Raw genomic sequence first — 15,512 nt, 5'->3', positions numbered from 1 at the left:
ATGCAACCGCTCGCGGCGAGTGCCTGCAACCATTGCCGCAGCAACCACCGATGCCGCGGGGCGAATCGCAGGCGTGTCGCGATATCGTCCACGCCGCGAACCTCGGTGTCGGACAATGCCGGTTGCAGCGCGGCCAGCATGGCGCGCAGTCCGAAAAGGTCTACATCGGCGCGCGCGGAACGGAATCGGTCGGCGTCGAAGTCACTCGGGATGGCGTGCTGAGCAGCCTCTTTCGCCCTGGTGACCCGCTGCGTGACGGTCGCAACCACTCCCGTGGGCAGACTGTACACCGCCGGCGCCGACCGCGTCGGTCGCGCCACCTCGGTGACGGCGGACCGCGCCGCCGTATCGCCTGACGCGGCCTCGGCAAGCCTGATGACGTCGTCGAGCGAGGCGCCGCCGATGAGATCGGCCACCGGCACGTCGGCGCGGAATTCGCTCTGGACGCGCCGGCGTAGTTCCAGGGCCTGTAGCGAATCGAGTCCGAGGGCGACCAGCGGCCTGGTGCGGTCGATCGTGTCGACATCGTCCGCGCCGATGATCTCGGCGAGCAGCCGCACCATGCGAACCGGCAGATCAGCGACTGCCACCGCCGCCCGAGCCACCTCCGCACCATCGACGACAGAGTCCGCACCCACGAGCGGTGCGGGAACGGCCACCGGTGTTGTCAGTTCGGACAGGACCGGACCATAGCCGAACGCGCCGAGCACGCTGCGCCCACGATCCCAGTCGAAAGCGGCGACCACCGCATTGCCGCGCAGACCGCCGAGGCCAAGCGCGATCGCGTCCCGCGACGCCATCGGAAGATAGCCGACCTCGGCCAGATTCGCGAGGTCGGAGGCGCCTCTGCCTTCGAATACGGCCCATTGGCCCCACTGCACCGAGACACACCGCGGACCGTCGGCGAGACGGCGCCGTGCGATCGCGTCGACCATCCGGTTCGCCGCCGCGTAGACGACGGTGCCACGGCCGCCGAGGGTGCCGGCGAGCGAGGAACACAGCACGATTTCGCCGTCATCGGACGTGGTGAGCGCATCGAGGATATTGCCGATACCGACCACCTTCCCGGACAGCGCCTGTTCGACCTGAGCGTGGGTGACCTCGGTGAGTTCGCCGATGACCCAATTGTCCGCCGCCGCATGGACGACGAGATCCGTGGGCGTGTCCCGAAGCCGGTCGGCCAACTGCGCGACCGCCGCACTGTCACCGATGTCGCAGGATACGACCGTGATCTCGGCCGACCCGAGTGCGCGAACAGCGCGCAGTCGTTGGGTAACCGCCGCGCTCTCCCCCGACCTACTCACGAGGGTGACCCGCCGAGCCCCTTCGCGCACGACATGCTCGCAGAACTCGAGTCCCAGACTGCCGGTCCCACCGGTGATGACGACGTTCTCCGGCGTCGATGCTCCTCTCAGCAGCGCTGATCGGTCCGCTTCGACAAGTCGTTTGGCGTACAGATTGCCCCCGCGCAGCGCGAGTTCGGTCTCCTCGGCGGTATGCAGCGCGGTGACGATCGAGGCGACGGCCGACGCGGTCGCCTGATCGGGCGCGAGATCCAGATGTCGGAACGCGACACCCGGATACTCGGCACCGGCCGAACGGAATCCGGCGCTGGCGGCGGCGGGTACCGGATGTGGTGGCGCATCTCCGGCGACGACCGCTTCGCCGCCGATGGTGATCAGCCAGTATTCGGTCACTCCCGCATCAGGCTTGGACCACCAGCGCCGCGCGCCGAGGAACTCCGCGACCTGCGCGACAGCGGCGGCTCCGTCCAGATCGGGTAGGGCGGGCAGCAACACCACGAGGGTGTCGACATCACCATCGGTCTTGCCCGCTTCGATGTCGAGCGGTCGCCCGACCAGTCCCTGATTCGCCGCGTAATCGACCAGTGCGGCCGCGAGTTCGGCGCTCTGGCCGGTGTGATCGATGATGCCGAGCGCGCGCGGGGCGGTCATCGAACGCCGAACGAGGCGCACCCACTCTTCCACGAGCAGTTGTGGTTTCGCAGTGGGCGCGGCAATCGCTGCGGGCTCAGTCCGCGCACGGGTAGCCCGCGGACGTATCGCGGCCGGGGCGCCGGGCCTGGCAGACCCGATCGTGACGTCATACGGAAGCCACAGCGCCATCTCGTTCATCCGCACGTTCGGGAAGTCCAACAGCGGCAGCCGAACGGGCGCATCGGAATCGACCAGTAGGCTCTCCCACCGGTAATTCAGGTCGTTGACCGCGAGGACCGCCAGATTCCTGGTGAATTCGGACAGGTCGGTCGCCGTCCGGCTCGACGTACCACGCACCGTGGTGGCGCGATCGGCCGCGAACTCGGCCAAACTCTCCTCGACGGCCAACTGCACCGTCGGATGTTCGGCGAGTTCGACGAAGGTGTCGACCTCGCGGGCGAGGGCGGTGGCGATCGCACGGTCGAATCGCACGGGGTTACGCAGATTCCAGAACCAGTACTCGTCGACCGGGAGATCCGGGGTGATCGCTTCGCCGAGGGTAGCTCCGATGCACTCGATCTCGGAGTCGAGGAAGTGGGCGTTGTCCAACCTGTCGTGCACGGCGTCGCGAATCACGTCGCGGAACTCGTTGAGCAGACTGGTGTGCGCCGGATAGCGGACCCGGATAACGCGCGCGAACCGCCCACGCGCGGCGAGCGCATCCACGACCGCGGCCACCGTGTCCCGCTCGCCCGAGATCCCCACCATGCGCGGCGAATTCACCACCGACACCTGAGCCCAGCCGGACTGGCGCGCCAGCAATTCTTCACACTCGTCCCGGTCCGCGGCGACGACGGCCATGGCGTATCGATCGGAGGCGATCTTGTCGACCGCGCGCGCTCGGGTGCCCACTACGACGATCGCATCGGTGAGGGTCATCGCGCCGGACAGGTAGGCCGCGGCGATCTCGCCCTGGCTGTGGCCGATGGTCGCAGCGGCCTCGATCCCGACCGAACGCCACATCGCGCCGAGTCCGACCATCTGCGTGAACAGCGCGGGCTGGACGATCCTGGCCTCGTCGTCCGCCGCCGCCTCACCATCGAGCAGATAGGACAGCGGGGATTCGCCGAACAGGTCACGGAAGATCGTGTCGCAGCGATCGACCTCGGTGTGGAACGCCGGCACCTGATCATAGAAAAGCTTTCCCATGCCGGGGCGCTGACTGCCCTGGCCGGGCAACACGTAGGCGAGCCGACGCGCCGCGGCGGGCTCGCCGGTGCGGATCACCGCCGGGTGGTCGGAACCGTCGCGTACCGCAGTCAGTGCCGCGTCGAGATCGTCACGGCCGGTCACCCTCAGCAGGGCGCGATGCCGCCGAGCGACCCGCGTGCGAAACAGCATCTCCGCGACCCGGTCCGCGGGGACGGCGGGGCGGTCCTTGACGTAAGAGAGGATCGATGCTGCCTCAGCACGCAGCGTTACGGGGTTATCCGCCGACAGGAGAACCGGAATCGATCCGTCGGGCAGTCGATAGCTAGAAATCGTCGTCCTCCTCACGAACGGGCATCGCGATGATCGCGTGCGCGTTGGATCCCCCCGCACCGAACGAGGACACCGCGCCGTAACGGACGCCGTCCTTCGGTTCCCAAGGCTGTAGTTCCGTGGCCAGCCGCAGACTCGACCGATCCCAATCCACGCGGGTAGTGGGCTTGTCGGAGAACAAGGTCGGGGGAATCTGTCCGTACCTGCCCGCGAGGAGCAGCTTGATCAGGCCGAGCATTCCCGCGGCGGCCTGCGCGTGACCGGCGTTGGATTTCACCGAGCCGAGCAGGGCGCCCGAACCCGCGGCGCCGTAGGTGTTCTGCAGTGCGATCAGTTCGACCGGATCGCCCGCGCGGGTGGCGGTGCCGTGGCCTTCGATCATGCCAACGTCCCCCGGATCGATACCGGCCTTCGCGATGGTCTTGCGGATCAGCCGTTCCTGAGCATCGGTGCGCGGCACCAGGATCGGTTTGCCCTTGCCGTTGTGGTTGTGATTGGAGCCGAGCAGTCGGCCGTAGATCCGGTGCCCGAGTCGCCGGGCGCGCGACTCACGCTCGACGATGACGATGCCCGCGCCCTCACCCCACAGCGTGCCGGTGGCGTCGTCGGCGTAGGAGCGGCAATGACCGTCGGTCGACAGCGCGTTGAGTTTGGAGAATTCGAAGAACGCCCCGGGCGATCCCATGACGCAGACCGCACCGGCGAGCGCCCATTCGCAATCCCCGTCGCGCACGGCGGCGGCGGCGAGATGAACCGAGGTCACGGAGGAGGCGCAGGCGGCATCGACGGCCATCGACGGGCCGATCAGACCGAGGCAGTGCGACACTCGGGCCGCGGCGCTCAGCAATCCCTTACCGATTGTCCGAAACCCGCTGTATTCGTTCACTTCCGCCCCCGCCGGGCCGTACTCCATCGGCGAACACCCGATGAAACAGCCGGCGTCCTCGCCCGCGAGCGCACCTGGATTCAATCCCGCGTTCTCGAGTGCCCGCCAGGCGACGCGCAGTGCGACCCGCTGCTGTGGATCCGTCACGAGCGCGTCGCGCTGACCTATTCCGAAGAATGCCGGGTCGAATTCGGCCGCGTCATCGAGGAATCCACCCGCATCGCATACCTTGCTCCAGCCTTCGATGTCAGAGACGGACAGCAGATCGTCGATCGGCCAGCCGCGGTCGCGCGGAAAAGATCCGATCAACTCCCGCGCCGCCTCGAGCGCCGACCAGAACGATCCGGGACTGTCGATTCCACCCGGCGCCTCGACGGCCATTCCGGAAATGACGATATGATCGACGTCCTGCGCCGTTGCTGATGTCACCGCTGATCCTTTATTTCATGCCGCCGGTGCGGGTTGCGCCTGTTCGGCAAGCAATTCCGCGATGGCTCCGACGTGCTGGTGCAGATAGAAATGTCCGCCCTCGAACAGCGTGACTTCGACGTCGTCGCCGTGCTGATGCCAGCCATGCAGATCCGCCATCGAGACGATGGGGTCCCGATCGCCGCCGATCGCGTGAATCCTGGTGGCGACTCGCGCGGTCGGCGCGCACCGGTATGCCTCGGAGGCCTTGTGGTCGGCTTTGATGGCAGGCAGCGACAGCCGCATGATCTCCCGGCTGGCGAGCACATCAGAATTGATGCCCTCGAGCATGATGAGGTGGTCGAGCAGCTCGTCGTCGTCTTCCGGTGTCGGCTTGCGATATTCGCCGCGCGACGGCGCCACCGCCGCCGAAACCGTCAGCTGACGGACATCGATGCCAGCCGCGAGGGCGAGCCCGACGAATTCGAAGGAAACGAGTGCGCCCATACTGTGCCCAAATACGACAATCGGCGCGTCCCGATTGTATTCGGACGTGTGGAATTCAGCGAACGCACCCGAAGCAATGTCTTGCAGCGAGGTCAGCGCCGATTCCTTTGCGCGGTCTTGACGTCCGGGATATTGAAATACGATGACGTCGTAGTGCTCGCTCAACGCTTTGGAGAGTGTGCGGTACGCGGACGCTCCGGCGCCGGCGTGCGGAAAGATCAGGAGCGGCAGCCGCCCGGGCGAATCCGGCTTGTGAAACTTCCTTATCCAGCCCAATTTGTGCTGCATCGATGCTACTCACTTTCGAGAATCCCGCCGACAACCAACAGCGGAGCGCATCGCGACCCTTCGATACGTGGTGCACCGCAGCAGATATCAGCATCTACATTAGGTAAGGCTACCATAACTATTAGGTCATTGATCGAGCACTGCCACCAGTGCCGCCAGACTGCGATCCCAGAGTGCGGCCAAGCGGTCGATATCCGATTGCGCGAACAACGCGCTACTCCAGCGCCACGTGATCATCAGTTCCGGGCCGCGCTCGGTAGTCTGGACCGCTGCGATGAGGCCCAGGGAATAGCGCAGCGACAGTTCGGGTTCCGGCGCGAACGGCACAGCGCCGGTCAGCGCCGGATCGGTGATCATCGACCACGCTCGATCTGCTGGTCCGCCGAGGTCCACTCGGCCCAGATAGTTGAACTCCACCTGGGGTTCGGCCGTCCCGGACAGTTCGGGAATCGCGAGCACCGATTGCAGCAGTCCGAAATCGAGTCCCTGTTCGGGTACCGAGGCGATATGCGCGACGACGGAATTCAGCAACCTGCGCGCCGACGCCGGATCCTCCTGCGCCCGGTGCACGTCGATCGCATCGGCGCCCGTGCCGAGCCGAGCGGGATAGGTGGCCGAGAACCAGCCGACGGTGCCAGAGGTATCGGCCCCGACGATAGCGTCGGCCCGGCCGTGGCTTTCCAACCCGATGAGCACGCCGCCGTCGAAGTCCTGGCCACGCTCGCGCCGCCAGGACACCAACGTCATCGTCAACGCCGACAACAGAACTTCCCTGACGCCATCTGCCCTGTTCAGTGCGCCGAGAATGCGAGCGGTTGTCGACGCGGGAACGGTCGACGGCGTGAGTCGCAGCGACGACCAGGTATCGGTCCGGGCCGGCTTGCGCAGACCGACCGCGGGATCGGGACCACGGACCTGCTCCACCCAGTACTCGCGCTGGGCGAGCACGTCGGCCGCTTCGGCCCGCTGCCACATCAGTTGGCACCAGCGCCGGTAGGAGGTGGGCTCGGCGACCACTTTGGGCACCGCGCCGGACACGACCTGATCCCACGCGGCGGCCAGATCGGCCAGCAGAATTCCCCAGGACACCACGTCTACCGCGAGGTGGTGAATGGCGAGGAAAAGAATGTCGCCACCGGGCGCGCCCTGGAACCACACCGCGCGCACCATCACTCCGGCGACCGGGTCGAGCGCGTCGAGTGCGCGGCGGCTGACTACGGCAAGTAGCTCGCGGAAGTCTTCCGCGGAACCGGCGAATTCATGACGCGAAAGCAGATCCGACGCGGCGAGGCATCCAGGTTCACGGGTGACGAGACGCGGGCCGTCCGCGGTGTCGTCGAGTCGGGAGCGCAGCGTGTCGTGTCCGTCGAGCACGGCTTGCAGCACGGCTTCCAGATCCGCGCCGGATATGCCCTCGGGCAGGGCGAACAGGACGTGCTGGGCCAAACGCCGGAATCGAGGTTGCCGGTGCATCCACGAGACGATGGGCAGCGGCAAGACCGGCCCGTAGTCGTCCCGGCTCGCCACGCGTGGCGACACCTCGTTCGCCCTGCTGTCGATCGCGGCGGCGAGATCGCGAATGGTCGGCGCCGCGAGCACCATGCGCACGTCGATCGCGATGCCGTGCCTGCGGGCCTTGTTCACCAACGAGATCGCGACGATGCTGTCCATCCCGAGCGCGAAGAAATCGTCCGCCACGCCGGGCGTGCGGCCGTCGAACACCTCGGCGAGCACCGCGGCAAGGGCCCGTTCCGACTCCGTCTCCGGCTCGTCGGCCGCCCCGGCGCTGGAACCGACAAGCGAACGCTCGGCCAGTACGGCCAGTTCGCGCACGTCGAGTTTGCCGTTGGCGTTCACCGGAAGCCGCGGCAGCACGACCAGCCGGGCGGGAATCATGTACGCGGGCAGCCGCTCGGCGAGCCTCGACCGCAGGGCGATCGGATCGGCGGCGCGGCCGGGTTCGCACACCACGAACCCCACCAAACTCACCGCGTCCCCGCGGCGCACCACGGTCGCGGCGGCGGCGGCGATGCCGGGCAAGGTGCGCAGGGCCGTTTCGACCTCACCGATCTCGATGCGATACCCACGGATCTTCACTTGATCATCGGCACGCCCCAGGTAGGCGAGGTTGCCGCCGGGCAGTCGGCGCACCAGATCACCGGTGCGATACATCCGCCGGCCGGCGACGACAGGGTCTGCGACGAAACGACCTGCTGTGCCAGCGGAGCGGCCGACATAGCCGCGAGCCAACTGCGGCCCGGCGATATACAGCTCTCCCACCACACCGAACGCCACCGGACGGAGTCTGGAATCCAAGACGTACGCCGACGTTCCCGCAGTCGGCCGGCCGATCGTCGGCGCCGTCGAACCAGCGGTCCCCGGCCCGGCGACATCGGCGACGACCGCTTCGACAGTCGTCTCGGTGGGCCCGTAGCAATTGTGCACGGCGACGTCGGGCAGAGTTCGCAGGCGATCCCACAGTTGCGTATCGATGGCCTCGCCGCCGAGCGCGAGAACGGCGGGCGGTCGATCGAGCAGTCCGGCCGCGACCAATTGCCGGAACATCGACGGCGTGGTGTCGATCATGTCGATTCCGTGCCTGCGCATCCCGTCCACCAGGCGCTGCGCATCACGCATGGCAGCGTCGTCGAACAGGTGGATGCCGTGGCCGTCGAGCAATCCGACCATCGGCTGCCACGAGGCGTCGAAGCTCAGCGACCAGGCGTGCGCGATCCGCAGCGGACGCCCCAGCCTTTCCACCGCGGGCCGGTACACCCGTTCGCGGTGGTCGGCGAAGTACGAGACCACAGCGGCATGGGTACCGACCACGCCTTTGGGTTCGCCGGTCGAACCCGAGGTGAAGATGATGTAGGCGCTGTCCGCCGGATTCCGTGCCACGACAGGCAAGGCGGCGGCAGGTCGCTCGGCGAGTGCGGGATCGTCGATGTCGAGCACGATCGCGGGATCGAGATCGGCGCCGTAGCCGCCAGACACCAGCACCAGCTTCGGACGCGCTTGCCGCAGGATGGATTCGACGCGAACCGCGGGAAGCGCGACGTCGATGGGCACGTAGGCCGCGCCCGCCGCGAGAATGGCCAGGATCGCGACGATCGCGCGTTCACCGCGTGGGAGCTGGACCGCCACCACATCTTCCCGCCCGATACCGCGATCCAGCAGCACGGCGGCCAGTCCCTGCGCTCGCTCGGACAATTGGCGATAGGTGAGCGCGGAACCGTCCGTGCTGAGCGCGACCGCGTCGGGGGTCGCCCGCACCTGGCGCTCGAACAGCTCGAAAATCGTTTCCTGTCGATCCGGATCGGACACTGCCGGCGTGGATTCGACCGCGCGTGCCTGGGCACGCGCGGAATCGGGCAGCACGTCCAAGTCGTCGCTACGCAGATCCGCCGACTCGGGCAGCCGCCGCAAGACAGCCAGCATCGCCGCACCGATATCGTGCGGCTGATACGGAATAGTCGCGCGGACCGCCTCCACCGCGACGATCAGTTCGTCGTCGTAGACGTGGGCGACCACGGTGAGCGGATAGTGCGTCAGGTTGTTGCTCAGCACCGGCCGGAAGGTGACGTCACCGACCGAACTCGACCCGACCGCGTCCTCCATGGGGGCGTTCTGGAAGACGAACAACGTGTCGAACAGCGAGCCGTATCCGGCGGCGCGCTGCACCGTCGACAAGCTCAGATACCCCGCGTCGCGCATCGCCGCCGATTCACGTTGCAAGCGAGCGCATTCGGCGGCGACCGTGGCCTCGTGGTCGAGGTGGAACACCACGGGGATGGTGTTCAGGAACAAGCCGATCATTCGTTCCACGCCCGCGATCTGTTCCGGACGCCCGGTGACGATCGTGCCGTACACGACATCGCGGCGGTCGGTCAGCCGCGACAGCAGCAGCGTCCAGCCGAACTGCACCGCCGAGTTCAGCGTCAGCCCGTGCTCGCGTGCCCAATTGTGCAGCGACGCGGTCTCCGCGGCGGTGAGCGCGAATCGCGTCACCTCGGCCGTGGATCCGGCGCCGCTCATAGTCGTGCTGCCATCCGCGATCATCAGCGGCCCGCTCAGCCCGGCGAGTCGTGTGGTCCACCACTGCCGCTCCGCCGAGACATCCCTGGTACCGAGCCAGCCGATGTAATCGCGATAGGGTCGCACCGGTGGCAGCGCGTCCGCGCGTCCTTCGGCGTCGTACAGCGCGCGCAGTTCGCCGAACAGCAGCCCCAGCGACCACCCGTCCACCAGGATGTGGTGGATGGTGACGACCAACCGCCACCGCTCGCACCCGTCGTCGTCGGGCGGCAGACTCATCAGCATCGCCCGCAGAGCGGGCCCCTTGCTCAAGTCGAACGACCGACGCAGTTCCGCCTCGGTACGCGCGTCACGATCGGTGAGCGCCGCGGCGCATTCGGTCCACGGCAGTTCGACCTGCCGCGGAACGATCTGCACCGGCCGCGGAATATCTTTGTCCCAAAACGAGACCCGCAGATTCGGATGCCGCTCGAGCAGTGCCGCAAAACTGTGCCGCAGCCGAGGCACATCCAGCGAACCTTCGATGTCGACAACGAACGGAATCGTGTAGACATCGGGTCCCTCGCCGGTGAGCCGCGACAGCGAGAACAAGCCCTCCTGCAGTGGACTCAGTGCGAGCACATCCTCGATCTGCGAGGTCTGACCGCTCATGCTGTCCCCGTTGCGGCCTGAGCGGGGCCCTGCGTGGTTATGCTCCGCTGCCTCCTCCGGGCCCTGACCGCTCATGCCGTCCCCGTTGCGGCCTGAGCGGGGCCCTGCGTGGTTATGCTCCGCTGCCTCCTCCGGGCCCTGACCGCTCATGCCGGTCCCTGCCAGGACGCGGTCAGCGCATCCAGCGCGGCGACGTCGAGCCCGGATGCGCTCATCGGCGCGTAGGTTTGCTCCTCGGGCCCGGATGGCGGCGAATTATCGTGTGCGACACCATCATTGGATGTGTCATCGACGGCGGCGGCTAGCTCCGCGATGGTGAAATGCTCGAAAACGAGCTGGGGCGTCAGCGGTACGCCGACGGCATTGGCCCGCGCGGCCCACTGAATCGAGATGACGCTGTCTCCGCCCAAGGCGAAGAAACCGTCGTCTGGTTCGACGTCGGTGATCTCGAGCAACTCCTCGAGAATCGTGATCAACGTCCGCATCGTCTCGGTGATCGGACCGTCCGACGCCGCCGCGACCACCGACGCCGCGGTAGTGCCCGGCGACTGATTCGCCAGCGCCGCGCGCTGATCCGCGTTCAACACCTCGAGCTCGGAGACCCTGGCATCGGGAGTCGACGCGAAAGCAGCCAGCACCGCGGCGGTCGCGTCGGTGATGAGCTGAGCGGTCGCGGGGTCGTAGAGGTCCGAACTGACAACGACCCGGACGTCCAGCCCGGCATCCGCGCGCACCGCGAAGATCAGGTTCAGATCGAGTACCGAGAAGGTGAAATCGGTTGGCAACGCGGTCACCGTGGTCGCACCGGTGCCGAGCAGGTCGAGCGGTTCAGGTGTCCAGTCCTCGCCGCGGAAGTGCAGCAAGGTCTGATACAGCGGACTGCGGGCGCGGATCCGCGACGGCCGCAACGTATCGACCAGGCGCTCGATCGGGAGGTCCTGATGCGCGTAGGCATCCAGCGCATTGTCGCGAGCACGCGCTACCACCGTGCGTAACGTCGGATCGGCCGCCAGATCTACCCGGATCACCGTCACGTTCGCGAACATTCCGACCAGATCGGCGGTTGCCGCGCTGCGGCCTTCGACCGGTGTGCCGAGCGCGATGTCGGTGCCGCCACCGAGAGAATGCAGTGTGGTGGCCACGGCCGCCTGGTACAGCATGAATTCACTGGCCGCACAGCCGTCGGCGATCGCTTTCAGCGCAGCACGCTGTGCTGCCGACAACGTGAACACGCCGAGCTCGCCGCGTTTGCTCGCTACCGGCGGACGGTTCCGGTCCCGCGCGACGACTATCTCGTCCGGTAGACCGTCCAACCTCTGCCGCCAGTGCTCGACGAGCTCGCGAACATACGGCTGCCCGCCGTCGAGCGCGGGATCGAAGACCTCCCGTTGCCACAGTGCGAAATCGGCGTACTCGATCGGCAGCGGGGCCCAGGTAGGTGCGGCACCGAGGGTCGAACGACATCTATATGCCGAGACAAGGTCGTTCAGCAATACCCGCAGCGAGGCATGGTCGGCGACAAGATGATGAGCGAGCAGCAACAGCACATGGGACCGCTCGTCCAAGGCGAACAACCGGGGCCGCAGCAGCGGTTCGCCATCCAGGGTGAAGCGGTACCGCACCGCTTCGGCCAACTCGTCGGACAGACGCTCGGCAGTGGTCGCGGTGACCGGCAGATCGATCTCGACCGGCGGTGCGACCAGCTGGTACGCCAGACCGTCTTGCTCGGGAAAAGTGGTGCGCAACGCCTCGTGCCGCGCGATGACGTCACCGAGCGCCGCCGTCAGCACCTTGTGATCGAGTGGGCCGTCGAACCGGACAACGAACGTGATGTTGCCGATATCGCCCAGACCCTCCATACGCTCCTGGAACCACAGAAACCGCTGCGGATAGGACAGCGGGACACGTTCCGGTCGCGGCTGTTTCACCAGTGCGGGCGCCCGCGTCACCTGCTCGGGCCGCGTATCCGTACCGTCGGCGGTGCGCGCCGTGGCACGACCGGCAGCGGATTCGTCACCGAGTTCGCCGACCAGATATGCGGCAAGCCCCGCCACGGTCGGGTGATCGAACGGTGCGCGAATGCCGAGATCGATGCCGAATTCGGTACGGATCATGATGATCAACCGCGCCGCGAGCAACGAATGACCGCCCAGTTCGAAGAACGAATCGTCGGCGCCGACCCGGTCGCGGTGGAACAGGGTGGCGAACAATCCGGCGAGCCGAACCTCGGCCGGCGTCTGCGGTTTCCGGTACGCGCGCTCGGCGAACGCGGGCGCGGGCAGCGCCCGCCGGTCCAGTTTGCCGTGGGCGGTGAGCGGCACCTCGTCGATCACGGCGAATGCCGAGGGGACCATGTATTCCGGCAACCGCGCCGCGACGTGCGCGCGGATCTCGTCGAGATCGACCTCGGCACCCGGCGTGGGAACGACGTAGGCGGCGAGCACCGGGCCGAGCAGCTCGTGGTCTGCGACGATCACCACGCAGTGCGCGGCGGCGGCGTGGTCGGTGACCGTGGCCTCGACCTCACCGAGTTCGATCCGGTGTCCGCGCACCTTGACCTGCTCGTCGGCGCGACCGATGAATTCGATGTCCCCCTCGTCGTTGCGACGGGCCAGATCACCGGTGCGGTAGAGCCGACCGCCCGCGAGGAACGGATCGGCGACGAAACGCTCCGCGGTCAGGCCGGGCCGGTTCAGATATCCGCGGGCCAGCTGCGCTCCGCCGAGGTAGATCTCCCCCACCACGCCCGACGGCACCAGCTGCAAGGCGTCGTCGAGCAGATACAGGTAGACGTTGCGATTCGGTAGGCCGATCGACACGATCCCGGTGCCCTGTGGGCCTTCGACATCCCGGTGCGCCGAACACACCACCGCCTCGGTAGGGCCGTAGTGATTGCGCAGGTCGGCGTCGAACCGGTCGGCGAATCGGTCGGCCACCTCACCGGGCAGCGCCTCGCCGCCGACCGGAACGCGGCGCAACGTGCGCCAGTCGTTCACCTCGGGCAGCACCAGGAAGGTGGCCAACATGGACGGCACCATGTGCAGAACCGTGACTCCGTGCCGCGTGACCAGATCCGCGACGTAGGGGATGTCACGGTAGGCGTGCGGCTTCGGAATCACCACGCGCGCACCGGCGGTCAACGTGACGAAGATATCCAGCAGGGACGCGTCGAAACTCACCGAGGTCGACTGCAGGACCCGATCCTCCGGGGTGAGATCCCATTCCGCGTTGAAACCCGCCAAGTGCTCGGCGATGGCATCGTGCGGCACCGGAACACCTTTCGGTTTCCCGGTGGAGCCGGAGGTGTAGATGACGTAGGCGATGTTCGACGGATGCAGCGCCGCCGTGCGGTCGGCGTCGACCGGATCGCGGTCGGGCAGTTCCGCCGCGTCCCGTTCGGCCGCCAGCACTGCCGCCAGATCGAAACTCAGGGCGGGACGGGCATCATCGAGCAGATACTCGGTGCGCTCGGCCGGGTAAGCGGGGTCGATGGGCAGGTACGCGGCGCCCGCCTTCTGCACCGCCAAGATCGCGACGACGAACTCGACCGAGGTGGCCAGGCGCAGCGCGACGAGGTCCTCGGGGCCGACCCCCGCGCGAATCAGCCAGTGCGCCAACCGGTTCGCGCGCTCGTTGAGCGCACGATAGGAGAGTTCGACCTCGTCGGAGACCAGCGCGATGCACTCGGGCGTCACGCCGACCTGCCGCTCGAACATCCCGATCATGGTGGCCGGCGGCTCGTCGACCAGGGTGCCGTGCGAGATCGCGAGCAGTTTTCTCCGGTCGACCTCGCCGAGCAGATCGAGATCGCGCAGCGACTGCGCGGGATCACGCAGCGCGCTGTCGAGCAGGTACGCATAGTGGTCGAGCAGTCGCGTGACGAGCGAGCGTTCGAGTTCGTCAACCTGGTAGGTGGCCTCCACCCGGGCGCCGGTGCCGTCCTCGACGACCATCAGGCCGAGCGGTTCCTGAGCAACCGCGCTGCCCAGCGCGAGTTCGCTCGCGTCGACTCCGGGGAGGTCGAATCCGTTGGCCTGGCCGCGCACGCTGAAACTGAGCTGAACCAGTTGCTCCATCGCGTCACTGCCGGCCACCCGATCCGGACTGACCACCTGGATCACGCGATCGACGCCGATGTCCTGGTGGGTGAAGGCCGCGGCCACGGCCTGCTGCGTCCGGTCCAGCAGTGCGGCGAACGATTCCCGGCCCTGTGGCGTCGCGCGGATCAGCAACGCGTTGCCGAAGTAGCCGATCAGCTCCGCCGCGGACCCTCCGGGACGGTTGGTCACCGGCACGGAGACCAGGAAATCGGTTGCGGCGGTGTAGCGATGGACCAGCGCCTGAAAACCTGTGAGCAGCACCATGTACGGAGTTGCCGCGTGCGCGCGGGCGGTCGATGCGACCAGTTCCATCAGTTCCGGCGGTAGCGCGAGCACCACGCGCTCGGCATTCTTGGAACGCACGCCGCCCGCACGCCGGTTCGGCAGTTCCAGCCGCTCCGGCAGCGGGGTCAGCGCAGCGCGCCAGAATTCGAGGCCGGCGCTCTCGTCGGCCGCGGGCCGACCGAGCACCTCGACATCGATGTACTGCGCACTGATGTCCGGCAAGGCCTCCGTACCACGGTAGGCGGCGTTGAGTTCGGTGAAGAACACCGGCCACGAGTCGTCGTCCCAGCCGATGTGGTGCACAACGAGGACGAGCACGTACGACCGCTCACCCAGTCGGATCAGCGTGGGCCGCAGCGGCAGATCGGTGGACAAGTCGAACGGCCGCGCGAATTCCCGGCGCGCGAGGACTTCGATCCGTCGAGGCGCGACCGCCTCCGGCAGATCGGTGAGATCGTGCCGCTGCCAAGTGATCTCGACATCGTCGCACGAGACCTGATACGGTGCACCGTCGTTGCCGACGTGGTAGGTGGTCCGTAGCACCTCGTGCCTGGCGACCACGGTCGCGAACGCGGCCTGCAACCGCTGTGGATCATCGAGTCCATCGAGCCGGTAGGCCACGCAGATGTTCAGTGTGGTGTCGCTCGGGTCCATCTGCTGGACGAACCACATCCGCTGCTGGGCCGCCGATAGCGCGCTCGGCTCGCCCGCCCGCCGCGCGGACGCCGGCCGCGCTTGCGCCGGCACACCCTGTTCTCGCAGACGTCGGTGTAATAACTGCTTGCGGCGCTCGAGAATGTCGTCTGCCATGTCTATCCTTTGAATCATCTGTCGGGCTCGATGTCCGGACACGCCGAACGACCGGTGGTCGTG

General features: G+C 67.2%; 4 protein-coding genes and 1 pseudogene. All 5 read right to left on the bottom strand.

The window, feature by feature from the left end:
• Positions 1-374 precede the first annotated feature (374 nt).
• A pseudogene (gene nbtC / locus AB0C34_RS13795) lies at positions 375-3,437 on the bottom strand (nocobactin polyketide synthase NbtC); the annotation flags it as partial.
• Between the two features lie 34 nt (positions 3,438-3,471).
• Entirely contained in the window at positions 3,472-4,794 is a 1,323-nt protein-coding gene (locus AB0C34_RS13790) for a polyketide synthase (protein WP_357071158.1), read from the bottom strand.
• Between the two features lie 15 nt (positions 4,795-4,809).
• A complete protein-coding gene (locus AB0C34_RS13785) occupies positions 4,810-5,568 on the bottom strand; it encodes an alpha/beta fold hydrolase (protein WP_357071155.1) in 759 nt (252 codons plus the stop codon).
• Between the two features lie 126 nt (positions 5,569-5,694).
• Entirely contained in the window at positions 5,695-10,254 is a 4,560-nt protein-coding gene (locus AB0C34_RS13780) for an amino acid adenylation domain-containing protein (RefSeq protein ID WP_357071152.1), read from the bottom strand.
• Positions 10,255-10,400: 146 nt separating this feature from the next.
• A complete protein-coding gene (locus AB0C34_RS13775) occupies positions 10,401-15,449 on the bottom strand; it encodes an amino acid adenylation domain-containing protein (RefSeq protein ID WP_357071149.1) in 5,049 nt (1,682 codons plus the stop codon).
• Positions 15,450-15,512: the final 63 nt, after the last annotated feature.

This window comes from Nocardia sp. NPDC049220 (assembly GCF_040647855.1).
Taxonomy (GTDB): domain Bacteria; phylum Actinomycetota; class Actinomycetes; order Mycobacteriales; family Mycobacteriaceae; genus Nocardia.
This window is presented reverse-complemented; position numbering and strand designations above follow the sequence as displayed.